At 63.4% G+C, this 23,164-nt stretch carries 25 protein-coding genes; 14 read left to right on the forward strand and 11 right to left on the reverse strand.

The genetic code is table 11. The features are described from left to right. Positions 1–113 precede the first annotated feature (113 nt). Positions 114–1,403 carry an MFS transporter gene (locus tag BEN49_RS17290; protein ID WP_070745606.1) on the reverse strand — a complete coding sequence of 430 codons (1,290 nt, stop codon included), beginning with the start codon at positions 1,401–1,403 and terminating at the stop codon, positions 114–116. Between the two features lie 159 nt (positions 1,404–1,562). Between BEN49_RS17290 and BEN49_RS17295 the strand changes: the two genes are divergently transcribed. The 5 genes from BEN49_RS17295 to BEN49_RS27125 all read left to right on the forward strand — a co-directional run bounded on the left by BEN49_RS17295 (position 1,563) and on the right by BEN49_RS27125 (position 6,309). Then, positions 1,563–2,522, forward strand: coding sequence for an aldo/keto reductase (locus BEN49_RS17295; RefSeq protein WP_070745608.1), 960 nt, complete (start codon positions 1,563–1,565; stop codon positions 2,520–2,522). A 366-nt stretch (positions 2,523–2,888) separates the two neighbouring features. Then, on the forward strand, positions 2,889–3,767 hold the full coding sequence (locus BEN49_RS17300) for a helix-turn-helix transcriptional regulator (protein WP_070745609.1): 879 nt from the start codon (positions 2,889–2,891) through the stop codon (positions 3,765–3,767). Positions 3,768–3,902: 135 nt separating this feature from the next. Then, a complete protein-coding gene (locus tag BEN49_RS17305; protein WP_239691987.1) occupies positions 3,903–4,697 on the forward strand; it encodes an NmrA family NAD(P)-binding protein in 795 nt (264 codons plus the stop codon). 94 nt (positions 4,698–4,791) lie between these two features. Next, positions 4,792–5,718, forward strand: coding sequence for an alpha/beta fold hydrolase (locus BEN49_RS17310; RefSeq protein WP_070745611.1), 927 nt, complete (start codon positions 4,792–4,794; stop codon positions 5,716–5,718). Between the two features lie 177 nt (positions 5,719–5,895). Beyond that, positions 5,896–6,309 (forward strand): hypothetical protein, encoded by a 414-nt coding sequence (locus BEN49_RS27125; protein ID WP_125916978.1) that lies wholly within the window; start codon positions 5,896–5,898, stop codon positions 6,307–6,309. Between the two features lie 166 nt (positions 6,310–6,475). Here the strand turns inward: BEN49_RS27125 and BEN49_RS17320 are convergent, their stop codons facing one another. The 6 genes from BEN49_RS17320 to BEN49_RS17345 all read right to left on the reverse strand — a co-directional run bounded on the left by BEN49_RS17320 (position 6,476) and on the right by BEN49_RS17345 (position 10,153). Continuing rightward, positions 6,476–6,985: an SgcJ/EcaC family oxidoreductase gene (locus BEN49_RS17320; protein WP_070745615.1), complete on the reverse strand. Its 510-nt coding sequence runs from the start codon at positions 6,983–6,985 to the stop codon at positions 6,476–6,478. A 46-nt stretch (positions 6,986–7,031) separates the two neighbouring features. Beyond that, positions 7,032–7,250 carry a hypothetical protein gene (locus BEN49_RS28585; protein ID WP_162276478.1) on the reverse strand — a complete coding sequence of 73 codons (219 nt, stop codon included), beginning with the start codon at positions 7,248–7,250 and terminating at the stop codon, positions 7,032–7,034. Then, positions 7,223–7,498, reverse strand: coding sequence for a hypothetical protein (locus BEN49_RS28590; protein WP_070745619.1), 276 nt, complete (start codon positions 7,496–7,498; stop codon positions 7,223–7,225). The genes BEN49_RS28585 and BEN49_RS28590 overlap by 28 nt, the downstream gene beginning before the upstream one ends. Positions 7,499–7,533: 35 nt before the next feature. Continuing rightward, the gene (locus BEN49_RS17335) at positions 7,534–8,085 is read right to left on the reverse strand and encodes an SgcJ/EcaC family oxidoreductase (RefSeq protein ID WP_070745622.1); all 552 of its coding nucleotides are present in this window, start codon (positions 8,083–8,085) and stop codon (positions 7,534–7,536) included. A gap of 88 nt (positions 8,086–8,173) precedes the next feature. Beyond that, a complete protein-coding gene (locus tag BEN49_RS17340; protein ID WP_083326205.1) occupies positions 8,174–9,025 on the reverse strand; it encodes a helix-turn-helix domain-containing protein in 852 nt (283 codons plus the stop codon). A 129-nt stretch (positions 9,026–9,154) separates the two neighbouring features. Further along, the gene (locus BEN49_RS17345) at positions 9,155–10,153 is read right to left on the reverse strand and encodes a transglutaminase-like domain-containing protein (protein ID WP_070745624.1); all 999 of its coding nucleotides are present in this window, start codon (positions 10,151–10,153) and stop codon (positions 9,155–9,157) included. 172 nt (positions 10,154–10,325) lie between these two features. Between BEN49_RS17345 and BEN49_RS17350 the strand changes: the two genes are divergently transcribed. Together BEN49_RS17350 and BEN49_RS17355 are read left to right on the forward strand one after the other, a co-directional pair. Next, positions 10,326–11,045 carry a DUF421 domain-containing protein gene (locus tag BEN49_RS17350; protein ID WP_083326206.1) on the forward strand — a complete coding sequence of 240 codons (720 nt, stop codon included), beginning with the start codon at positions 10,326–10,328 and terminating at the stop codon, positions 11,043–11,045. Positions 11,046–11,388: 343 nt separating this feature from the next. Then, positions 11,389–12,291, forward strand: coding sequence for an NAD-dependent epimerase/dehydratase family protein (locus tag BEN49_RS17355; RefSeq protein WP_070745626.1), 903 nt, complete (start codon positions 11,389–11,391; stop codon positions 12,289–12,291). 122 nt (positions 12,292–12,413) lie between these two features. On the opposite strand, the gene BEN49_RS17360 is transcribed toward BEN49_RS17355, so the two are convergent. Then, entirely contained in the window at positions 12,414–13,016 is a 603-nt protein-coding gene (locus tag BEN49_RS17360; protein WP_070745629.1) for an FMN-dependent NADH-azoreductase, read from the reverse strand. A 397-nt stretch (positions 13,017–13,413) separates the two neighbouring features. Between BEN49_RS17360 and BEN49_RS17365 the strand changes: the two genes are divergently transcribed. Beyond that, a complete protein-coding gene (locus tag BEN49_RS17365) occupies positions 13,414–13,818 on the forward strand; it encodes a SpoIIAA family protein (protein WP_070745631.1) in 405 nt (134 codons plus the stop codon). Between the two features lie 73 nt (positions 13,819–13,891). On the opposite strand, the gene BEN49_RS17370 is transcribed toward BEN49_RS17365, so the two are convergent. Next, entirely contained in the window at positions 13,892–14,521 is a 630-nt protein-coding gene (locus BEN49_RS17370) for a hypothetical protein (RefSeq protein ID WP_070745633.1), read from the reverse strand. A gap of 57 nt (positions 14,522–14,578) precedes the next feature. On the opposite strand from BEN49_RS17370, the gene serA reads away from it, so the two are divergent. The 3 genes from serA (at position 14,579) to BEN49_RS17385 (ending at position 17,314) form a co-directional block, all read left to right on the forward strand. Continuing rightward, on the forward strand, positions 14,579–16,480 hold the full coding sequence (gene serA, locus BEN49_RS17375) for a phosphoglycerate dehydrogenase (RefSeq protein WP_070745635.1): 1,902 nt from the start codon (positions 14,579–14,581) through the stop codon (positions 16,478–16,480). 157 nt (positions 16,481–16,637) lie between these two features. Further along, positions 16,638–16,898: a DUF6364 family protein gene (locus BEN49_RS17380; RefSeq protein ID WP_070745637.1), complete on the forward strand. Its 261-nt coding sequence runs from the start codon at positions 16,638–16,640 to the stop codon at positions 16,896–16,898. Beyond that, entirely contained in the window at positions 16,895–17,314 is a 420-nt protein-coding gene (locus tag BEN49_RS17385) for a type II toxin-antitoxin system VapC family toxin (protein WP_070745639.1), read from the forward strand. The genes BEN49_RS17380 and BEN49_RS17385 overlap by 4 nt, the downstream gene beginning before the upstream one ends. 9 nt (positions 17,315–17,323) lie before the next feature. On the opposite strand, the gene BEN49_RS17390 is transcribed toward BEN49_RS17385, so the two are convergent. After that, complete coding sequence (locus tag BEN49_RS17390) at positions 17,324–17,797, reverse strand: hypothetical protein (RefSeq protein ID WP_070745641.1); 474 nt, start codon at positions 17,795–17,797, stop codon at positions 17,324–17,326. Between the two features lie 88 nt (positions 17,798–17,885). Here BEN49_RS17390 and BEN49_RS17395 point away from each other — a divergent pair, with 88 nt between their 5' ends. Then, positions 17,886–19,532, forward strand: a complete 1,647-nt coding sequence (locus tag BEN49_RS17395) for an amidase (protein ID WP_070745643.1) — start codon at positions 17,886–17,888, stop codon at positions 19,530–19,532. 67 nt (positions 19,533–19,599) lie between these two features. On the opposite strand, the gene BEN49_RS17400 is transcribed toward BEN49_RS17395, so the two are convergent. Continuing rightward, positions 19,600–20,994, reverse strand: a complete 1,395-nt coding sequence (locus tag BEN49_RS17400; RefSeq protein ID WP_083326207.1) for a D-alanyl-D-alanine carboxypeptidase/D-alanyl-D-alanine-endopeptidase — start codon at positions 20,992–20,994, stop codon at positions 19,600–19,602. A 167-nt stretch (positions 20,995–21,161) separates the two neighbouring features. On the opposite strand from BEN49_RS17400, the gene BEN49_RS25900 reads away from it, so the two are divergent. Beyond that, positions 21,162–22,394: an AAA family ATPase gene (locus tag BEN49_RS25900; protein ID WP_083326208.1), complete on the forward strand. Its 1,233-nt coding sequence runs from the start codon at positions 21,162–21,164 to the stop codon at positions 22,392–22,394. Between the two features lie 8 nt (positions 22,395–22,402). Further along, entirely contained in the window at positions 22,403–23,164 is a 762-nt protein-coding gene (locus BEN49_RS17410) for an HNH endonuclease family protein (RefSeq protein WP_125916980.1), read from the forward strand.

Raw genomic sequence — 23,164 nt, forward strand, 5'->3', positions numbered from 1 at the left:
GGAGAGGGGTGCCAGTACCTGAACGGGCATTTTGAACGCACCCCTCTCCGCAGGAGAGGGGCCGGGGGTGAGGTTCCACGGAGGCGACTACGCACACCACTTCCAAAACCGCTTTACAGCAACGAATCGGGCGCGGCCAGGGGCCCCAGGGAGGCTGGCGCCAGGGGCCCCGGCGGCAGCCCGGGCAGCTTGGCGGCGGCCCGGGTTTGGCGCAGGTTGCGCAGGTAGAGCAGGCCAATGAGCAGCGCCAGGGCCCCCTCGGCCAGTACGGTGGCCTGCACGCCGATGCGCTCCGAGGCCACCCCCACCAGGAGGCTGCCCAGCGGCAGCGCGGTGGTGTAGGTGAGCACGTAGAGGCTGATGACGCGCCCGCGCATGGCCGGCAGCACGGTGGTTTGCAGCAGCGTCACGTTGATGGTGGTCTGGGCCATCATCCCGAAGGCGCCCACCGCCAGGAAGGCCAGCGCCGGCCAGTACCAGGGCGTGTAGGCGAACAGCAACAGGCCCACGCCCAGCACGAAAGTATTGACGGTCATTACCTTACTTAAATTAGTGCTCGGCGGCAGCGACGTGAGGTAGAGCGCGGCCCCGAAGCCGCCCAGGCCAATGGCGCCGTCGAGCAGGCCGAAGGTGGTGGCCGTGCCCCGGAAAACGTCCTTGGCGTACACCGGCATCAGGGCCGTGAAGGGCAGCACCAGCAGCGCCATCAGCCCCAGGGCCCCAATAATGAACCGGATGCCGGGCGTGTCGCGCACGTAGCGGAAGCCCGCGGCCAGCTCGCTCAGCATCGCCTGGGGGTGCGGCCGGGCCACGTAGGCGGGCAGCCGCAGGGCCAGCAGCGACGCGATAACGGCCACGAAGCTGAGCGCGTTGAGGCCGAAGCAGGCAGCGGCCCCCAGCTGCTCGATGGCGAAGCCCGCCACGGCTGGCCCCAGTAGCTTCGAGAGGTTGAGCATGGTGGAGTTGAGGGCCACGGCGTTGGGCACGGACTGCTTGTCCTCCACCAAATCGTAGACCAGCGACTGCCGGGCGGGCACGTCGAAGGCGTTGATGATGCCCAGCACGGCGCTCAGCCCGATGATGGCCCCCACCGCGTCGTGCTGCCAAAACACGGCCAGCGCCAGCAACCCGGCCTGCACCATCGAGAGCACCTGCGTGAGGAGCAGCACCCGGTAGCGCGAGTAGCGGTCGGACACGACGCCGCCCAGCAGCGAGAACAGCGCCGACGGAAACAGTGTGGCGAACACGCTCACGCCCAGCATAAACTTGGAGTGCGTCTCGGCGTACACCACCCAGCTTACCGCCGTTTTCTGCATCCAGGTGCCCAGCAGCGACAGGGCTTGGCCGCCGAAGAACAAGCGAAAGTTGCGGCTGCGAAACGCGCGCAGGGCCTCGTACTTCATAGTCCAAAGGTGGGGGAAATTCGCCCCCCCGGCCCCGGGGCCCCGCGCCCGCCGCCCGCCCCGCCCCAAGCGGTGCGGCCAACCCAAACCAGCTGTTGGGAGTTTATAAGGGAGCGGCACCGGCCGCCCTGGCTTAATTACCCCGATTTTATCTTCCTAATGGCAAACCCTCGTGAACTCGGCCACTCCGGCCTGCAAATCGCCCCGCTCGTGCTAGGCGGCAACGTATTCGGCTGGACGGCCGACGAAAAAAATTCCTTCGCCGTGCTCGACGCCTTCGTGGCGGGCGGCGGCAACGCCATCGACACGGCCGACGTGTACTCGGCCTGGGCCCCCGGCCACGAAGGCGGCGGGCAGTCGGAAACCGTGATTGGCAAGTGGCTGGCTCAGCGCGGCCGCCGCGACGACGTGCTGATTTTCACCAAAGTGGGCATGGAGCTGGGCCCCGACAAAAAGGGCCTGTCGAAAGCCTACGTCAAGCGCGCCGTGGAGGCCTCGCTCCAGCACTTGCAAACCGACTACATCGACCTCTACCAGAGCCACAAAGACGACGAGAGCCTGCCCGTAACGGAGCCCCTCGAAGCCTACGCCGAGCTGCTGAAGGAAGGAAAAATTCGCGCCATAGGGGCCTCCAACTTCAAGCCCGCCCGCCTGCAAGCTGCCCTCGACGCGGCCCACAACGGCCTGCCCCGCTACGAGAGCCTCCAGCCCGAATACAACCTCTACGACCGCGACGCCTTTGAAAAAGACGACCTGCCAATTGTGCAGGCCAGCGGCATCGGCGTCATCCCGTACTTCGGGCTAGCCGCCGGCTTCCTCACCGGCAAGTACCGCACCGAGGCCGACTTGCAGCAGAGCGCGCGCGGCGCCGGCATCGGCAAGAAGTACCTGAACGACAAAGGCCTGGCCCTGCTCAAAGCCCTCGACGCCGTGGCCGACCGCCACTCCGTCACCCAGGCCCAGGTGGCCCTGGCCTGGCTCATACAGGCCCCCGGCATCACGGCCCCCATCGCCAGCGGCACCACCCCCGAACAGGTGCAGGAGCTGACCAAAGCCATGAATTTGCAGCTCACGGCCGACGACGTGGCCGCGCTACAAACCGCGCCAGTGGCCGCTTAGTCGGCTCACTGCACTGCCACAAGAAAGGGCGTTCCTGCACGGGAACGCCCTTTCTTGTGGCGGATAAGGTGTTTTATGACATAGAGCAATTCGGGGTCAGTGTACCAGCTGCACAATGTAGGGACGGGGGCAAGCCCCGCCCCTACCGCCACTCACGCCGAAACGGCTCTGGATTAGCGAGGTAAGCAAACGAGTCTTCAGGGCCCTATTCCTTGGCCAGCGTGGGGTCGTGAGCCGCCGTTGTAGCATTAACTTGTCTTGAATAATGGACTGCCCAAACCGCCCTAGCGCCGCACCCGCAGCGTGGGGCGGGCGGTTTGGGGCCCGGCGCTAACCATTCCAGGGCCCGCGGTGTTACCAGGCCCGATGCCCACCGCCGCTACTTACACCTACACCTCCGAGCTGTACGACCGCCCGGCGCTGGCCAGCAGTGCCGCGCTGGCCTGGCCCGGGGTGCGCCTGGAGCGCCACCAGCTAGAAGCCATGGCGCTGCCCGCGCACTGCCACGCGCAGCACCTGCTGCTGGTGCACCAAGGGGCCCAGCCGGTGGTGGCCAGCCGCCACACCGGGCCCCGCGTGGAGGCCGATGAGTTCCGGGCCGGCGACGTGGGCCTGTACCCCGGCGGGGAGTACGGGCCCTTCGGCTGGGACGGCCCGGTGGACATCATTCAGGTGCACCTGGACGCACAGGCCCTGGAAAACCGGGCCCGCCACGACCTGGACCTGACGCACTTTGCCCTGCTGGAGCGGTTTCGCTGCGAGGACGGCCTGCTAGCCCAGCTGGCGCAGCAGTTGCTGGCCGCCGCCGGCCGGCCGCATGCGCTGGGGCAGCTATACGCCGAGGCCCTGGTCACCACGCTCTGCTACCACCTCATCGCGCACCACGCCACCCACGAGCGCCGGCTGGCCGCCGGGCCCGGGGCGCGGCTGCCGGCGGCGGTGCTGGCCCGCCTCGATGCCTACCTGGAGGCCCACGCGGAGGGCCCCATCACGCTGGCGGAGCTGGCGGGCCTGGCCAATCTGAGCGTGTTTCACTTCGCCCGGCGCTTCAAGCACACCACCGGCCGCACCCCCTACCAGTACGTGCTGGACTGGAAAATGCGGCGCGCGCAGGTGCTGCTGCGGGCCGGCGAACTGCCGGTGGCCGCCATCGGCGACGCGCTGGGCTTTGCCTCGCCCGCGCATTTTGCGGCGTCCTTCAAGCGGGCCGTAGGCCAGGGCCCCCGGGCGTTTCAGCAGGGCTAAGAAGAGGTTGCTAAAGCGCAAGAATTCGTAAGAAGAGGGCAAGAATCCGGCGCTCGGCCGGGAGGGGGCAGGGGACCTTTGTGGTCGTTAAAGCAGCCGCAAAAACGCGACTACTCTCCCCCTTACCCTATTCGCATGACTTCCCTTATTGTAGTAGCCGGGGCCACCGGCAAACTGGGCGGCCGCCTCGTAGCGGCTTTGCGCCAGCGCGGGGCCACCGTGCGGGCGCTGGTGCGCCCCGAAACCACCCCCGCCAACGTAGCCCGCCTGGCCCAGCTGGGCGCAGAAGTATTGCCCGTCGACTTCGCCGACCCCGGGGCCCTCACCCGCGCCTGCCAGGGTGCAGGCTGCGTAGTATCGGCGCTGGCGGGCCTGCGCGACGTCATCGTGGGGGCCCAAACCCAACTGCTGGCGGCGGCCGTGGCGGCGGGCGTGCCGCGCTTCATCCCCTCCGATTTCTCCAGCGACTACACCCAGCAGGCCCCCGGCCTAAACCGCAACTTCGACCTGCGGCGCGAGTTCCGGGCCCACCTCGACCAGGCCCCCATCGCGGCCACCTCCATCCTCAACGGGGCTTTTGCCGAGGTGCTGACCTACAACATTCCGCTGCTCGATTTCAAGCGGCAGCAGGTGGGCTACTGGGAGGATGCCGACTGGTCGATTGACTTCACCACGATGGACGACACGGCCGCCTACGCCGCCGCCGCCGCGCTGGACGCGGCGACGCCCCGCTGGCTGCGCATTGCCAGCTTTCAGCCCAGCCCGCGCCAGTTGGTCGGCATTGCGGAGGCGGCGGCCGGGGGCAGTTCGCGCTGGTGCGGCTGGGGGCCCGCGCCGACCTGGCGGCCCAGATTCAGCAGGCGCGGGCGGCCAACCCCGCCGGCGAGCAGCAGCTCTACGCCGACTGGCAGCAGATGCAATACCTGCTGAGCATGTGCAGCGTGCAAAACCAATCCCTCGACAACGCCCGCTACCCTGGCCTCACCTGGGCCGCTGCTTCTGCCTTCCTGACTGTTTGATTTCCATGCAACTACCATCTTCCGCTGCCCTGGGTGAATACGCCGACGAGGAGCTCATCAAACGCCTGCCCGGCTTCACCAACCACTACGCCCTTGTGAACGGGGTGCGGCTGCACTACGTGGCGGGCGGCAGTGGCCCGGTGCTGGTCTGCCTGCCGGGCTGGCCCCAAACCTGGTTTTCCTACCATCCCATCGCTGCCGAGCTGGCCCAGCATTACCGGGTGCTCATTGTGGACATTCGCGGCATGGGCAGCTCCGACAAGCCCGCCGCCGGCTACGACAAAAAGACGATGGCCCAGGATATTTACGAGCTGCTGCGCCACCTGGGCATCGAACAGGCCTCGCTGCTGGGCCACGACATCGGCGGCATGGTGGCCGCCAGCCTCGCCTTCAACCACCCCGAAGCCGTGGAGAAGCTCATCCTGGCCGACGGCGCGCACCCCAGCCAGGGCCTGGTGCAGATGCCGATGCTGCCCGCCCCCGGCGCGTTCGGGGCCAAAATGGACGACCAGCAGCCCTACGTTTGGTGGATGGCCTTCAACCAGGTGAAGGGCCTGCCCGAGCAGCTGCTGGCCGGGCGCTTCCACCTGCTGCTCGACTACCTCTTTGCCTACGTGATGCTGGACGAAGGCAAGATGTCGGCCTTCGACCGGGCGGTGTACGCGGCCGTGTACAACGAGCCCGAAAATATCCGGGCGGCCAACGCCTGGTACCAGGCCCTGGGCCAGGACATGGCCGATGCCAACACCTACGGCCGCCTCGCCATGCCGGTGCTGGGCCTCGGCAGCCACGTGTCCTACAGTTATTTACAAATGAGCCTGCCCTACGTGGCTGAAAACGTGCAAGTAGTGGGCCTGTTGGACAGCGGGCACTACATGTTCGAGGAAAAACCGGCTGCGGTGCTGGCCGCCGTGCGGGGCTTTCTGGGCTAGCCAGCTGGCCAGGGCGGTCGGGCCCAATTGCCTGCGCTCCCGCGCGCACTGCTTCAGCTCGACGCGGACGAATTTGACGCGGATAGAGTGGACGCACGGCAGGCGGCGTACTATTACGGGGTACATCCGCCCTGCACCATGTTGAAGTGCCTATTGCTTGGTTTTATAATCCTACCGATGCTGAGCTTGGGGCAAAAACGGCCCGTAGCCCCCGCGGCAAAGCAAGTTGTAAAGTCTTCCGTTCAAAAAACACTCACGATTACGACGCCCTGCGCTGTACTCTACTCGCCAAATGATGCGTGGATTGAGCGACATAGGAATTCCGATTCTACGGCGTTTTATGCGGTAGCTGATGACGTGATGTATTACGTTTCGCAGACTGGTGAGTACCTCAATAAGCGGAAGATAAAAACGATTGATACCCAGGCCAGCACGTTGCGGTTTGGATTGGCCAATGGCTCGGTAAAAGTATTCGACCTTCGCAACAGCAACTACGGCTGGGGCCTTATCCTTTTTAATGGCCGCAACACCCCCAAGGAAGCCGACTTGGTGGAGCCAGCGGCGGCTGTAAAGGCGGTATTTGGTAAATAATGGGCTAACTGGTTGCCGCTCTACAAACCCCGCCAGTGGCTACCTAACCGGCTCCCCGTATAGCAAAGAGAAAGGGCGTTCCCGCACGGGAACGCCCTTTCTCTTTGCGGTTAGGTTGTTTTCATGCAGCATAAGTCCGCGAGGCAAGCAGGCGGCCATTGGGGCCCTATTCCTTGGCCAGTGTGGGGTCGTCGGCCGCCGCCTTGGCGTCGACCAGCGTGTTCTGGAACGAGGTGATGAGCCAGCGGCCCTGGCGCTTCACCAGCACTGTGGTGTTGGCAGTTTGGGGGTGGGGCGGCATGCCGGGCGGCAGTGGCTTGCTGCCTTTCACGACCAGCACCACACCGGGGGCAACGGGCCGGAAGATGAGCGCGGCCACGTCGAGGGGCGGAAACGTGACGCCTTTGTACATGCGGTCGAACACGACTTGGTGGCCTTTTTGCACGGCCGGCTCGCCCTGCCACAACATGCCCACGATGTTTATCGCCGTCACGTCGGGCGTGGTGTAGTCCACCATCTCGGCGAATTGGTGGTCGTTCAGGTTCTTTTGGAAGTGTTGCAGCGTCGCCACAATGCCTTCTTTATCAGCCGCCAGCAGCGGAGTCGGCACGGCCTGCGCAACAGCGTTGGGGCCCCCAGCAAGGCAAGCCGCTAGGCTCAGCAAGTAAATTCTCATGGGTGAAGTGATTGGTGCTTTGACAAATTTTTGGGGCCCCGGGCGCTCATCGTTTGAGCTCGACGCGGACGAAGCGGTCGGCCGCCTCGCCGGTGTTTTCCACAGCGTGGGGGCCCTCGGGGGCTTGCCAGCGGGCGCGGGGATTGATGCTATCCGGCGGGGGAGCCTTTGCGAACTCGTGTACCAACTGGCCAGTGGCGTCGTAGTAACGGCCCGTACCGTAGTGCTCGCGGTACATCACGCTCGGCCAGCGGTGGGTGTGCACCGGCTCGCGCTGGTGGGCCCCACGGTCACTTCCAGCACCCGCACCCGGTCGTTTTCAAACAGGACGCGGTGGAACTGCGGCGCGGCCACCACGGCGTCGAGCGAATCGGGCCAGGGCCACGGGGCCGCCGCCGCTGGGGGCCCTATTGGGCGGGCCGGCGCCCCGGTGGCCCAGGCAGCTGGGGGCCCCAGGCGGCAGCCCCACAGTCCGGCCACTGCTCCGGCCAAAACCATCAGCACAGCTTTCATACTATTGACTTATAAGTAACTAGCAAAACAAGGACTCAATGCAAATCGGGCAGCTTGGCGGGGTCGAAGGGCACTGGGCCGGCGGTGGGCACCGGGTTATTGGGGGCGGCGTCGGCGCGCACCACCGTGTTTTGGCCGGCCGCGAGCAGCCAGCGGCCCTGCTGCTTCACCAGCACCAGCGTGAGCAGGTCGTCGGCCTCGGCTTCCTTATTGGCGCCGTGGTTCACGCCGTCGGGCGGGTAGAAGGCGCCCACGTGGCAGTACATATTGGCCAGGGCCACGCCGGGCGCCACGGCCCGCACGCTGAGGGGCCCCGGCGCGAAGGCCACGCCCTTGAACATGGCGTCGAAAATTTGCTGGTGGGCAGCTTGCACGGCGGGCCGGCCGCGCCACCACATGCCCACGATGTTCACCCAGCTCACGTCGGGCGTGGTGTAGGCGGCCATATCGGCAAACCGATGGTTCTGCCAGTTGGCCGTCATCCGGGCCACCGTTTGGCGGATGGCGGCTTCGTCAGCGGCCGGTAGTTGGGCAAAGGCGCGGCCGGCGGCCAGCACCAGGAAGCAGCTGATTAGGAGGGTTTTCATGGGGCGTGAGCGGTTGGTTCGCTGGCAAATCTCCGCCCCCGGGGGCCCCGGCTAGTAGTAAAAAACCGACATTCTTGCTCGACCAAGCTCAGCCGCCGGCCCGGGCGAGCCGGGTGTGGGCGGCGTCGGCGGCCAGTAGCTGCGGGGGCGTCACGCCAGCGAAGGCCTTGAAGTCGCGCACCAAGTGGCGGTAGTCGTAGTAGCCGGTGTGCACGGCCACGGCCAGCCAGTCGAGGGCCGGCTGCTGTTCCTTCAGCCGAAAGGCCTGGTCGAAGCGCGCGATGCGGGCGTAGAGCTTGGGGCCCATGCCCACGCGCTCGAAGAAGTTGCGCTCGAACTGCCTGGGGCTCAGGCATACTTCGTGGGCCAGGCGCTCCACGGGGCGCGCCACCCAACCGCTCAGCAACTGGGGCAGCAGCGCGTCGAGGGGCCGCGGGGCCCCGGCCAGCCGGCGGGCGGCGCGCAGCAGGTAGGTTTCCACCACGGCCACCATTTGGTCGTAGTCAGTGGTTTCGGCCAGGCGGTCGGCCACCTCGTCCACGGCGGGGCCCAGCACGGCGCGGCTGTCCACGGAGAAGTCGAACAGCTCCTTTACCGGCACGCCCAACAGGCGGTGCAGCCCGCCGGGCTTGCAGGCCACGCACACCACGAGGTGTTCGGGGGCAAAGTTCAGGTCGACCCGCGACACCTGGGGCCCCACCAAAATGCTGCGCGGCGACTTGATTTCGCGCCCTTGCCCGTAGTGAAAAGTGCTCATCTCGCCGCGCGGGTAGAAGTACAGGCTTTGGTAGGGCGAGGGCGGCTGGGGCTTGGGGGCGGGCAGCGGCCGGCCGTTGGCGGTGCGCACGTGGGCCACCAGGTAGTGCTGCACGAAGGGCCGCAGGGCCGCGGCGGGCGAATACAGGCGGAAGAACATGGCGGCCGGGCTAGTGCGGAACAACTGGCGGTAAGGTACTTACAAACGCATCACTAATATCCGAAAGCCAAAATATTCCATTCTTCTCCAAAGCGAGGGGCGCCGCCGAACCTGGATTCGCGGACCGGGGCCCCATTTGATGCTTGCGCCCGGCTACTTCGCGGCCACGTCCTCGAAGGTGTAGGTGCGGGCCACGTTGTCGAGGGGCTGGCCGTCGGCTTCGGCGTAGGGGTACACGAAGTAGTTGAGGGGCGGGCCGGCTTGCTTGGGCGTCAGGGCCAGGTCGCGGCCGCGGGTGAACTCGACGCGGTTCTCGTCGTGGGCCCCGAAGAAGTAGGCGCGCTTGTCGGGGTTTTTGGCGGCCTCGGAGGCATCGACGGGCACCCAGCCGGTTTCCTTGGTGAAGAACTCGGCCCAGCAGTGGTAGCCCTTGATTTCGCCCTGGCCGTGCCCCACCGGCAGCGGCAGCCCGATGCTGAAGCGCGCCGGGATGCCCAGCGCCCGGCAGTAGCCGATGACGATGGCGTGAAAATCGGTGCAGTTGCCGCGCCGCGCGTCGCAGGCATAGTAGATGTCGCCGCGGCCCCAGCCCTGGCCGATTTTGTCGTAAGTCACGGTGCTCACCACGTGCTCATAAATGGCGCGGGCCTGGGCCAAGGGCGTGGTGGCGTGGGCTTTATCGACAACCTCTTGGGCCTGGGCCTTTATCTTGAAGTCGAGCGGTACGAGGCGGTCGGGGGCCAGCCAGCGGGCCAGGTTGGGGTCGCGGGCCTCCGTTTCGGCGGGGGCGTGGTCGTCGGTGGCGCGCAGGTTCAGGTGCTCGCGGCGGGTGACGCGGGCCGTGATGGTGACGACCAGCGGCGCGGTGGGCACGGCGGCGGGCCGCAGGTGCAGCATTTGGTTGCCGTAGGCGTCCTTCTCAACGGTGTAGGGCCCCGGGGCTTCAATTTTCAGGTCGGCCACGTCCTGGCTTCGGTCGGCGTGGGGCACGGGCATCCACAACTCTAGGGCCTTGGTGCCGGCGGCCGGCACGGGCACCGTGGCCCGGCACGTGAGCAGAAATGTGCGGCTGCGCAGCGCGGCGGTGGGGGCCGGAGCCGGGGCGGCGGCGCTCAGCAGCAGCACGGCGGCGGCGAGGGACAAAAACTTCATGGCAAGGGGCAACTGTATTGGCCCACAAAATTACGCGCTGGCCCGCCCCGGCTGGTAGCGGCGGGCCAGATGAATTTTTAGTGAATAAATATGCTACATTGCTCGGGCCAAACGCCACCGTGGGGGCCCTAAAACCGTAGAGGAGCCGGCCGTTATTCCCCGGCCGCCCCCTATGCTACTAGCCGCTCCCATCGAACCCTTTGACTGGCACCGCCTGCTGCTGTCGGACGACATGCCGCCGGCGTACCTGGGCGAAATTGCGTTTCGCTGCCTCGTCACGTACCTGCTCACGCTGGGGGCCCTGCGCGTGACCGGGCGGCGCGGGGTGCGGCAGCTGTCCATCTTCGAGCTGAGCATCATCCTGGCCCTGGGCTCGGCGGCCGGCGACGCCATGTTTTACAACGACGTGCCGCTGCTGCACGTGGCCGTGGTGTTTGTGGTGGTGCCGGCGCTGTACCTGCTCTTCAACCGCTTCACCGAGTGGTCGCCGCGGTTCAGCGACTGGCTGGAGGGAGCCCCGCTACTGCTAGTGGAGGACGGCCAGGTGCACATGGAAAACTTCCGCCAGCTGCGCCTCACCCAAAAGGAGCTGTTTGGCGAGCTGCGCCAGCACCAGGTGGAGCACCTAGGCCAGGTGCGCCGCGCCTACATGGAGGCCACCGGCAACCTGAGCATCTATTTCTACCCCGAAACTGAGCCCGTGCGCCCCGGCTTGCCCACCTGGCCCGAGCGGTTTGAGCAGCTTCAGCGCCGCATTGAGGCCCCGGGGCCCCACGCCTGCGGCCGCTGCGGCCACGTAGCCACCGCCCTGGCCAAGGGCGACGAGCCGCTGTGCCCCACCTGCCAGAACGACCACTGGCTGCCCGTATCCGACGCGCAGCGGGTGGGGTAGCACGGTTAGATGATGGTACAGAAAGGGGTGGTCCGGCATTTTCAGTCGCCGGACCACTCTTGCGATTGCCCAAAGTTGCTGTTTTATAGCCAGAGTGGCCCGCCGACTGAAAAAGTCGCCGGACCACCCGGTTTGAGAGTACCACCTATTAAAAAATTTGATATCAGATTTTTAATTCATCCTTTTTAATTTTTAATTGACCCCGGAGAGCCCGTATTTCTGGAAAATGCGCCAACTGGGTCCCCGGGCGCGGCGCTCGGGGCCGCTTGGACGTACTAAGGCCCGTGGGGCCCTGCGGATGCATTCGGGGGCCCTGCGCTGTACTTTCCAATCCATTCGTTTTATGAAATCTCCTAAAAAAGCTGCTCGCAAGCGCGTACTCGTGACCGGCGGCACCGGCAAGCTGGGCCAGGCCTGCGTAGCCGACCTGCAAGCCCACGGCTACGACGTGTTCGTGGTGGACATTGTGGCCCCCGAGAAGGGCATTCCGCACATCATCGCTGACCTGTCCGATTTTGGCCAGACCCTGGACGCCTTCTCGTCGGTGGGCATGGAAATCCACGCTGGCGTGGGGGGCCCCCAGGCCTTCGACGCCATCGTGCACCTGGCGGCCTTCCCCACCCCGCGCCAGTACCCCGACGCGCACCTGTTCCAGAACAACCTGATGGGCACCTACAACGTGTTCGAGGCGGCGCGGCGGCTGGGCATCCGCAACGTCATCTGGGCCAGCAGCGAAACCACCTTGGGCGAGCCCTTCGATGGCGCCGAGCCCTACGCGCCCGTGGACGAGGACTACCCGCTGCGCGCCAAAAGCGCCTACGCCCTGGCCAAGGTGCTGATGGAGGACATGGCCCGCCAGTTCTGCCTCCAAACGCCCGATATGAAGCTCGTGGGCCTGCGCTTCAGCAACGTGATGGAGCCCGCCGACTACGCCAAGTTCCCGGCCTACGACGATGACCCCGAGGAGCGCAAGTGGAACATGTGGGCCTACATCGACGCCCGCGACGGCTCGCAGGCCATCCGCAAGGCCATCGAGTGGGAGGCCACCGGCATGCACCCCTTCATCATCGCCAACGCCGACACGGTGATGTCAAAATCATCCACCGATCTGATGGAGAAGTACTTGCCCAACGTGCCGGTGCGCAAAGAGCTGGGCGAGCACGAAACGCTGCTTTCCATTGAGAAGGCGCGAAAAGTGCTGGGCTACGAGCCCGAATTCAGCTGGCGCGACAAGAAGTCGCGGTAGGGCCCCAGGCCACTGGGGCCCCTACCGGCCCTACTGTTGGGCACAAAAAAGCGGTCCGTTGGGGCGGGCTACCGGTTGGTAGCCCGCCCCAACGGACCGCTTTTTTGCAGGTGTGGAGGTGCCTAGGCGCTGATGGTTACGCTGTCGATGCCCTTCTGCACGGCCGTGTCCTGCACGCCGGGCATGGCCATGCCTTCGGCGCGGGCTACGGTCACGTCCGTCATGCCCAGGAAGCCCAGTACGGCCTTCAGGTAGGGCGCCACGAAGTCGTAGCTTGCCATCTGGCCTTCGGAGTAGATGCCGCCGCTGGCCAAGGCCACGTACACTTTTTTGCCCTTAACGAGGCCCTCGGGGCCATTGGCAGTGTAACGGAACGTGATGCCGGCGCGGGCAATGTGGTCCACCCAGGCCTTGAGCGTCGAGGGGATGCCGAAGTTGTAGAGCGGGGCCCCAATGACGATGATGTCGGCATCCATGATTTCCTGGATGGCGTCGTCCGAGTGCTTCACGGCGGCGGCGTGCTCGGGCGAACGGCCTTCGGCGGGCGTGAAGAACGATTGCAGCGTGGCCTCCTCCAGGTGGGGGAAGGGGTGGGTGGCGAGGTCGCGCACCGTTACCGTGCTGCCGGCGTGGGCGGCCTGGAGCTTTTCGATGATGCCGTCGGCGAGCTGAATGCTGGCCGATGCCCCTTTGCGTGGGCTGGAGATGATGTTGAGAATGTTCACTTTGAAAAAAGGTTGTGGCCCAGGGGCCGGTGAAATGCAGGAGTGGGCGCGGCACTATTTGCTAGCTGGCGTCAACAAATGTACATACATTTCATGTATCAACATTGTTTGGGGAATAATAAAAAATAGCCGTGGTTTAAAGCAGTGTGGTCTGGCACCTTTGCCCGTGACTGGGCCGCGCTTGCGACGATTCGAAACCGCTGTTTTGCAATGTGCTTGGCCCGCTGAAACCCTCCCAGCAATTTGCCGAACTGCCCCGTTCCAGACCACCGCAGGTTAGGTTAAGGTTTGGTGAACTCCTTGATTTCCAAATCGCCGAGCAACTAAGCGGGCCCGAACGAAGTAAAAACAAGCACCAGACCGCAGGTGCGGCAAGGTTCCACTTCTTGCTATTCCAATGTTCAAAGCCGTTGATTACCCAGACCAGAATTTACTGAGCTTCACCATGGCTGGCCAGCTCAGCAAGGCCGACTACGCTGCCGTAGTGCCCACGCTCACCCAGAAAGTGCAGCGCTGGGACAAGGTGAACGTGTACCTCGAAATCGGCGACATGGACGCCGTGACCCTGCCCGCCATGTGGGAGGAGTTCTGGCAGGACATCAAGCACTTCAACGATTTCAACCGGGCCGCCGTGGTCAGCGACGACAGCCTGCTGCTCCAGGCGGCCGCCGCGCTCACCGGCGCCTTCACCCCCGCCGAAGTGAAGCACTTCCCCACCGCCGAAAAGGCCGCGGCCCTGCGCTGGGCCCTAGGTAGCGAACCCACGGCGGGCGAGGTAACCAATGCTTTTTACTCGTCGTAGCCCAGGCAGTGGCGCGGTCTTAATAAGGCCGCGCTTTTGCTTTTGTAAGTGGTTGTAGTCGGAGCCTGGTCTCCTAATTAATAACCATTTCGGCGTGGGTGAACGTGTTTCCGGGACTTTTTCCCGTCCACATCTTCCTGCTTAGCAAGAGCGTAGTGGGCGAAGTCCAGCAGATTTGGGACGGCTCCCAGGCTTTAGGTGTTATTGACCAGATTTCCTGCCAAGCGCGGTTCTTAAAGCGGAAGAGGCGAGTGACGTTGGGATAAACTGCATATTCAAGCCCGCTGGATACCACAACGAAGCTTTTCATATCCGGTGAATACTGCGGGTTGTCATAAAATTCTAGCTGTTTACCACTTTCGTCGACCAAAAAGGTCTGCGTGCGCTCCCATAACTGAGCGATGACAATGTGGTAGCCGAATTGCGGCGTAAACCCCGCGTACTCAAATTGGGCTTGGTCGTCGTTATCTGTTCCCAGGCTTTTGTCCTGATAGGTTTTTTGACCCTTCGCCGTTGGGATAACAATAAGCCCTTGCTCCTTCTTGAGCGGAAACGTAACGCGCGGCTTGGCTGTAACGCAGCCTTTTTTCGCCTGCAAATAGGCCGATTTTGTTAACGATTTGAACGTGACCCGTACGGCGGCTGGGCCGCTGGCTGGGGGCCCCGCGAGTAGCGGCAGCAGCAACAGAAATCCGAGTTTCACGAAATACTTGGGTTGGCAGTGCCCCGGCAAGATACCGGCGGCCGCATATTTGCACCCATGCCCGACGCCGACGCTCCCCTGCCCTACCTCGTTTTCGATTTTGACAGCACGTTTACCCAGGTCGAAGGCCTCGATGAATTGGCCGACATTGCCCTGCAAGGCCAGCCCGACCAGGCCGAGCGCGTGGCCCAGATCAGGGCCCTGACGGACCGGGGCATGGCGGGCGAAATCGGGTTTCAGGAGTCGCTGGCGCAGCGGCTGGCGCTGCTGGGGGCCCACCGGCAGCACCTGGGGGCCCTGGTGGCGCGGCTGCACGGCAAGGTGAGCGAGAGCATCCGCCGCAACGGCGACTTCTTCCGGCAGCACGCCGACCGCATCTACGTGGTGAGTAGCGGCTTCCGCGAGTTCATCGAGCCGGTGGTGGCCGAGTTCGGCATCCCGGCCGGCCACGTGCTGGCCAACACGTTCACGTTCGACGACGAGGGCCACATTACCGGCTGCGACGCGGCCAACGTGCTGAGCCGCGACGGCGGCAAGATTCAGCAGCTGAAGGACTTGCAGCTCGACGGGCCCGTGTACGTGGTGGGCGACGGCTACACCGACTACCAGATTCGGGAGGCCGGGCTGGCCGCCCGTTTCTACGCCTACACCGAAAACGTGAGCCGCCCCACCGTGGTGGCCCGCGCCGACGAGGTGCTGCCCACTTTTGACGAGTTTTTATACCAACTGAAACTACCCATGACGCTGAGCTACCCCAAAAACCGCATCAAGGTGCTGCTGCTTGAAAACCCCGACGCCCGCGCCGCCGAGCTCTTCCGCGCCGAGGGCTACCAGGTGGAGGAAGTGAAGGGGGCCCTGGACGAGGCCGAGCTAATTGCCCGCATCGAGGGCGTGAGCCTGCTGGGCATCCGCTCGAAAACGCAGGTGACCCAAGCCGTGCTCGACGCCGCCAACCGCCTCATCGGCATCGGCGCCTTCTGCATCGGCACCAACCAGATTGACCTGGCCGGGGCCATGAAAAAGGGCGTGGCCGTGTTCAACGCGCCCTTCAGCAACACCCGTTCGGTGGTGGAGCTGGCGCTGGGCGAAATCATCATGCTGGCCCGCCGCATCCCGGTGAGAAACCCCAAGATGCACGCCGGCGAGTGGGACAAGTCGGCCGGCGGCTCGTTCGAGATTCGGGGCAAAACGCTGGGCATCATCGGCTACGGCAACATCGGCTCGCAGCTCTCGGTGGTGGCCGAGGCCATTGGCATGAAGGTGCTGTACTATGACGTGGCTGAAAAGCTCCAGCTGGGCAACGCCGTGAAGTGCAAAACCCTGGAGGAGCTGCTGCCCCAGGCCGACGTGGTGACGCTGCACATCGACGGCCGCCCCGAGAACCAGGACTTCTTCGGGGCCCCGCAGCTTGCCTTGATGAAGCCGGGGGCCCTGTTCCTCAACAACGCCCGCGGCCACGTGGTGGACGTGCCCGCCCTGGCCGCCGCCCTGCGCAGCGGCCACCTCGGCGGCGCGGCCGTCGACGTGTTTCCGCACGAGCCCAAAACCAACGCCGAGGCTTTCGAAAGCGAGCTGCGTGGCCTGCCCAACGTGCTGCTCACGCCCCACATCGGCGGCAGTACGGCCGAGGCCCAGCGCAACATCGCCGAGTTTGTGCCCGAGCGCATCATGGAGTACATCAACACCGGCAACACCCAGCAGAGCGTCAACTTCCCCAACATCCAGCTGCCGGTGCAGCAGGCCCACCGCCTCATCCACATCCACGCCAACGTGCCCGGCGTGCTGGCCAACATCAACAACGTGCTGGCCCAGCACCACGTCAACATTCTGGGCCAGTACCTGAAAACCAACGAGCACATCGGCTACGTCATCACCGACATCAACCGCGAGTACGACCAGGACGTGATTCAGGCCCTGCGCGCCGTGGAGCACACCATTAAGTTCCGGGTGCTGTACTAATCAACTGTTAGCTATTGGCTGTTAGCTATTATCTTTTTTGCTGATTAACAATACTTTGCTAGCAATTAGACGGGCGTTTACTTTTGGCTGACTACTTGAACCAGTGGTAAACTAACGCGCCGCCCTGGTCGTTATCTTGCTTAAAACCCCGTCTGCCATGTCCCAGCTCACCATCACCCTCGACGACGACCTGCTGCAAGCCGCCCAGGACTACGCCCGCCAGCACGGCCAGGAGCTGGACAAGCTAGTGGCCGGGCTGCTGCAAGCCGCCGTGCGGCCAGCCGAACCTGCCGTACCAGCGCTGGTGCGGCCATCGCTTACTGCCGTTCAACGGCTGTATGGCTCACTGAAAGCCCCGGCCGATTTTGACTATAAACAGGAGCTGGAAGAAGGCAGAGCTGAGCAACACGGCTTATGAGGCATTTCTTTCTGGACACCAACGTACTGCTCGATTTTATCCTTCAGCGCGATGGTTTTGGCCCTGCGGCCCGCCAGCTGTTCGTGGCTGCTGAGGAAGGGCGAGTTGTGGTGTACGCGGCGGCTTTATCGTTCAGCCACAGCTATTACACCTTGCGCAAAACCAACCCGCCCGCCGAGCGCATCCTCGTGCTGAAGGAATTGGCTGCCTCCGTCAATATCATCCCCTTGACGGCCCCCGTCATCAAAGCTGCCCTCGCACTTGGCTTCGCCGATTTTGAGGACGGCCTGCAATACTGCGCCGCCCGCGCCGTGCCCGCCATCGAAGCCATCGTCACCCGCGACCCCAAGGGGTTTGCGGCTGGGGCCCTGCCGGTGCTCACGGCACCCGCTGCGCTGGCCCGGCTGGGTAGCTAAGTACCGGCCCTATTCGGCCGCCGCTACCGGCGGCGGGGCAGCACCAAACGCGGGCGGCAAGGCCAGGGATTGCGTAAACGGCACCTGCCGTAGCTCGGCTACCGGAACGTTCATTTTTAGCTCGCCCTGCAACTCGCCCAGTAGTTGCAACGCCTGGGGCATGGGGCACCGAAACTTGCGCATGATGTAGCCCGCGCCCAAGCCGGCCCACTGATCGATGCTGTACTGAATGAGTTGTAGCTCGGCGTCGGGGGCCTCGCGCAGCTGCGGCTGCTGGTTCATACGGTCGGCTTCCTCCAAGTGCAGCCGAACGGCGTTCATGGCCATGTTAAAAAGCGTTTTGTCGCGGCGCAACTGACGAATGCGGGGGGTAGTCATAGCGATTCGGGTGAGGGAAGTGGTAGGGGCCGCAAAGGTAGCGGCCGCCACCAGGTAGGGCCCCGTGGCGGCCAGGGCCGCGGTCCTGGGCAGGAATACCGGCAAAGTTTCGGCGAAAAGCGACGGGCGGCGCGGGCACCCCCGGGCCCCGGTGGCGCCTCCGCGCTACCTTGCCGCCCCAATCCCTTCGCCCATGAACCGCCGCTTTTTCCTCCGCACCGGCACGCTGGCCGGTGCCGCCCTCACCACGTTCTCGCTGGCCCAGTGCACCCCCGGCGGGGCCCCCGCCGATGCGCCCGCCGCGGGCGCTGCCACGGGCGCCGCCGGCTCGCCCAGCCCCGCCGCTTTTGCGCTGCACGAGGCCACCGTGGCCGACTTGCAGCAGCACATGCAGGCCGGCAAGTACACCGCCCGGGCCCTGTGCGAGCTGTACCTGAAGCGCATCGCGGCGCTGAACACCCAGGGCCCCAACCTGCGCGCCGTCATCGAAACCAACCCCGACGCCCTGAAACTGGCCGATGCGCTCGACGCCGAGCGCAAGGCCGGCAAGGTGCGGGGGCCCCTGCACGGCATCCCGGTGCTCCTCAAAGACAACATCGACACCGGTGACCAGCAGCAAACCACCGCCGGTGCGCTGGCCCTGGCCGGCCACAAGGCCGCGCAGGATGCCTTCATTGTGAAGCAATTGCGGGCCGCCGGAGCCGTAGTGCTGGGCAAAACCAACCTCAGCGAGTGGGCCAACTTCCGGTCGTCGCGCTCGACCAGTGGCTGGAGCAGCCGCGGCGGCCAAACCAAAAACCCCTACGTGCTCGACCGCACGCCCAGCGGCTCCAGCGCCGGCTCGGGGTCGGCGGTGGCGGCCAACTTGTGCGCCGTGGCCATCGGCACCGAAACCGACGGCTCGGTGGTGTCGCCCAGCTCGGTGAACGGCCTCGTGGGCCTCAAGCCCACCGTGGGGCTGCTCAGCCGCGCGGGCATCATCCCCATCTCGGCTACTCAGGACACGGCCGGCCCCATGGCCCGCACCGTGCGCGACGCCGCCCTGCTGCTGGGGGCCCTGGTGGGCGAAGACCCCGCCGACGCGGCCACCAAAGGCAGCACTGCCCACGCCCAGGCCGACTACACCAAGTACTTGGACGCAAGTGCGTTGAAAGGCAAGCGCCTGGGCGTAGAGAAGTCGCACCTCACCGGTACCTCGCCCGCCATTGCGCTCATGCAGCAGGCCATTGCGGCCTTGAAAGCGCAGGGCGCTACGGTGGTTGAAGTAGAGGTGGCCAAGCCCATCGGGGCCCTGGGGGAGGCCGAATTTCAAGTGCTGCTCTACGAGTTCAAGGCCGGGGTGAACGCCTACCTGGCCGGGGCGGGGGCCCCGGTCAAGTCCCTGGCCGACGTCATCGCCTTCAACACTCAGCACGCCGCGCAGGCCATGCCGTTCTTCCAGCAGGAAACCTTGGAACTGGCCCAGAAAACTGACGGCCTGGCCAGCCCCACCTACCGCGCGGCCCTGGCCCGCTCGCAAGGCGGCGCCCGCAAAATCGTGGACAACCTCTTGCAGGCCAATAAGCTCGACGCCATCATCGGCATCACCACCGGCCCCGCGGGCTGCATCGATTTGGTGAACGGCGACTACTCGTCGGGCCTCGATTTTTCGTCGCCCGCGGCCATGAGCGGCTACCCGCACCTCACCGTGCCCATGGGCCAGGCGCACGGCCTGCCGGTGGGCCTGTCGCTGATGGGCCCCGCCTGGGCCGAGGGGCCCCTGCTGGGCCTGGGCTACGCCTACGAGCAAGCCACCAAGCTGCGCCGAGCGCCCGAGCTGCGGGGGCCCCTGGCGGGGTAGCAGCGGGAGCGGGACCCCAGGGGATCGGCGGTCGGGCAAGCACCACTGCCGCCCCTGGGGGCCCTGCCTACAGCCGCGCCCGCACTTGGCGCAGCACGCGCTCCATCTCGTTGCGGATATCGCCGCTGTCGGCTATGTGGTTGTTGTTGAGGAAGGTGAAGGCCAGCAGGCGGCCGCTCTTGGTGCGCAGGTAGCCGCTCAGGTTGGTGTTGTTGGAGAGCGAGCCAGTTTTGCCCCACACCCAGGGGCCCTGGGCGTCGTGGTAGCGCTTGCGCAGCGTGCCCTGGCGCCCACCGGCGGCCAGCAGGCTCAACAGGCGGGGCTCGGGCACCTCCTTGTGCAGCTGGAGCAGCAGCGCTTCCAGGGTGCGGGGCGTGACGAGGTTTAGGCGCGAGAGGCCCGAGCCATCGGCCCAGGCCACGGGGTCGGGCAGGGTGCCGAGGTACTGCTTGCGCACGTACCGAATCACGCGCTGGGTGCTGAGCGAATCGTGCAGGCCCACGGTGGTGCTGGCCATCAGCAAAAGCTGCTCAGCCAAGAAGTTGTCGCTCACGCGCAGCATCCGGCGGTAGAGGCTGTCCACGGGCAGGCCGCGCAGGGTGTGCACCACGTCGGTGGGGCGCGGGCGCCAGGGGGCCCCTATTAGCGGCCGCCGCAGCGTGTCGCCGAGCAGGCGCAGCATGAAGGCGCGGCTGGTGCGGAACGGCACCTCGTCGATCCACCGCTTATTGAACGGCGCCACCACGTAGAAGCGGTTCTCGTCCAGGGCCCTGATTACGTGGGTGTCCTTGTCAATATTCGGTGTGCGCAGCGCGGCCGGCACGGGCCCCGTGAGCGGCGCAAAAGACTGGGGCCGCACGCGCAGCCGGCTGGGCACCCGGCCCACGGGCGGCGTGGCATAAAAGCGCACGGTGTTGCCATAAATCGGAAACGCCGTGCGCTCGGGCTGGAAGTAGTAGCCAAAATCGTCCCAGGGCCAGCCGGGGCCGTAGGGCGTGGCGCAGGCAATGTCGCAGCTGGCGAGCAGGCCGGGCGCGTTTTGCAAAAACGCGAAGGCGCGGCGGCTGGGCACGTCGCCGTGCAGAAAGGTGGGGTCGCCAGTGCCCTGGAAAAACAGCGTGTCGCCGCGGCTGAAGTAGCGCAGGCTGGGCAGCGAGTCGGGCAGCAATTTCAGGCCGGCGTAGAGGCTGAACAGCTTCATGTTGCTGGCCGGCGTGAAGTATTTCGCTTCGTTTTGGGCAAAGAGCGGCTCGCCGGTGGCGGCGTCGGCCAGCACCAGGGCCACGGCGTGGGGCCGCAGCACGGCCGAGCTGTCGAGCAGGTTGCGCAGCCAGGGCAGCTTTTCGGCGCCGGGCGGCGGGGCCACGGCGGGCGTTTGGTCGGGGGGGGCCTGGGCGCAGGCGGTGAGCTGGGTGGCGCCCAGCGCCAGCAAGCTCAGGAAGTAGAAGGAACGAAGCAACACGGGCCCCAATTTACGCAATAGTTGCGGGGCGGGGATTTTTTGCTGGGCATGGCCCCCGGGTAGAAATGGCTAATGAGGCATCTAAAGCTTTATCTTCGCGTGAAGCCTAATGATCCAATAGCCTCGCGCCAAGATTACGATTACCGCCGCTAGTATTGAATACAACCATGACCCACTCCACTAATTTTCCTTACTTACAACAGGTTATTATCAACGATTTTTTCGGACACAAGAATCTAACTACAACAATATTTAATGTTGGAGAAAAAGTTAAACATTTCATTATAACTGGAAAAAATGGCTCAGGGAAAACCACTTTTTTACATCGATTATTTGATACCGTGTATGGCATAAATGGTGGATCATTCAAAGATCATATAGCTAGATATAAGCAGATACAGGCAGATATTGAAAGCGGAAAAATTCGCAATGGCGGTAGCGTACAATCAGAAATTGATAAATGGAATCAAATAGAAGCAATATTTAGCAAGGAAAATAATAATTTGTTTCAAGGAAATGAATTTGTTGAAATAAAAAATCAAATTATCGTTGTATTCTTTGAGGCGAGTCGTAAAATAGAAGTTAAAGAAGTTATTACTGTTACACGTGAAGACGAACTAGAAACACAGCTTTTACAAAACAAGTCTGGCCAAACTTATGCTGAGCTATTTAAACAATATCTTGTTAATAAAAAGGTATTTCAAGTCTTCAATGCTATGGATGGCAAAGCAGAAGATGCCAAGCAACAGGAAAATTTCTTTATCAAATTAGAAGCAACATTAGCCAAAATATTTGAAGACCCTGCTTTAAAACTTGAATTTATACGCGAGAAATTTGAATTTTATATTCGCTTATCTAATGGTCAACAATTTACGTTTAACCAGCTTTCGGCGGGATTCTCATCTCTTCTAAGCATTCTAACAGAGTTGTTGATGCGCACTGATTTATTACGTAAACAAGCTGATAATTACGCCTACGATCCTTGCGGCTTTGTTTTCATAGACGAACCCGAAACGCATTTACACCTAGAGATGCAGTATCAGATTCTCCCGTTGCTTACGGGGATGTTTCCACACTTGCAATTCATCGTTGCAACCCACTCACCAGCCGTAGCGTCAAGTATCAAAGGAGCGACGATATTTGATTTGAGCACTGGCGATGTGTTGGGCGATGAAGCCGCTGGCAGTAGCTTTTCAGAGTTGATGCAGGACCACTTTGGAGTCGAAAACGAATTTTCTAACGTGGCCGACGAAATCATCGCCGACATCAAGCGCATTGTGAGGTTACCCAACCACGCACAGGCCAGCCAGCAGCTATTGGATTTGCTCGCTGAGAAGGGCCGCTATATGTCGGCCACGCTACAACTGGAAGTGGAGGCACAATTAATTGGCCTCGAATAAGCAGCGCTATGATTCGCACTTCCCGTCCCGTTGTTGCACCTACCGCGCTAAACACGCCCGCTGTCCAAACTTATCTAACAGCAGTCGCTGCGTACACCGCCGACCCAACTCTGCCTCAGCCGAAACAACCGATGAGTTACCGCTCGTCGGATTTAATGGACGCTTTCGATACTTATTTTCACGCTAAATGCTATCTGACGGAGCAAAAATTTATTGCTTCTTGGGAAATGGATGTGGACCATTTCGAGCCGGCCAATGAAAATCCGGCCCGTGTGTTTGACTGGACTAATTTGTATCCGGCCGCGCACAAGGCTAATATGATGCGGCCGCGTCGTTTGCCACCTGGCGGACTGCTTGACCCCTGCACGGACGACGTGGAGAGCGATATTATTTACAATATGGCCCCATTTGGCGAGGATCCCGGATTTAAGGCTCGTGATTTAGGAAATCAAAAGGCAGTTAACACGGCAGATTTATTGAGCGATTTGCATAATGGTAAAAGCGGTAATGCAGATTCCCGCGCTAATACCCGTGAACTGCGCGGCCTCATCAAACGGCAGTACGATAAGGTGATTCACGCATGGGGACATTATAAAGACGCGCTCATTGAAGGCGACCCGCAAGACATCGCACAGGCGGAACACAACTTGCGGGTGTTGCTTTCCCGACGAGCTTCGTTTACTATGCTAAGTGCGCTCGCTAGAATTTGTTCGCAAAAGGGTGCCCGCGCATCTTTTAGACTGATAATTCTAGTCTTTAAGCACTGGTAA

The sequence above is a fragment of the Hymenobacter coccineus genome (assembly GCF_001816125.1).
Lineage (GTDB): Bacteria > Bacteroidota > Bacteroidia > Cytophagales > Hymenobacteraceae > Hymenobacter > Hymenobacter coccineus.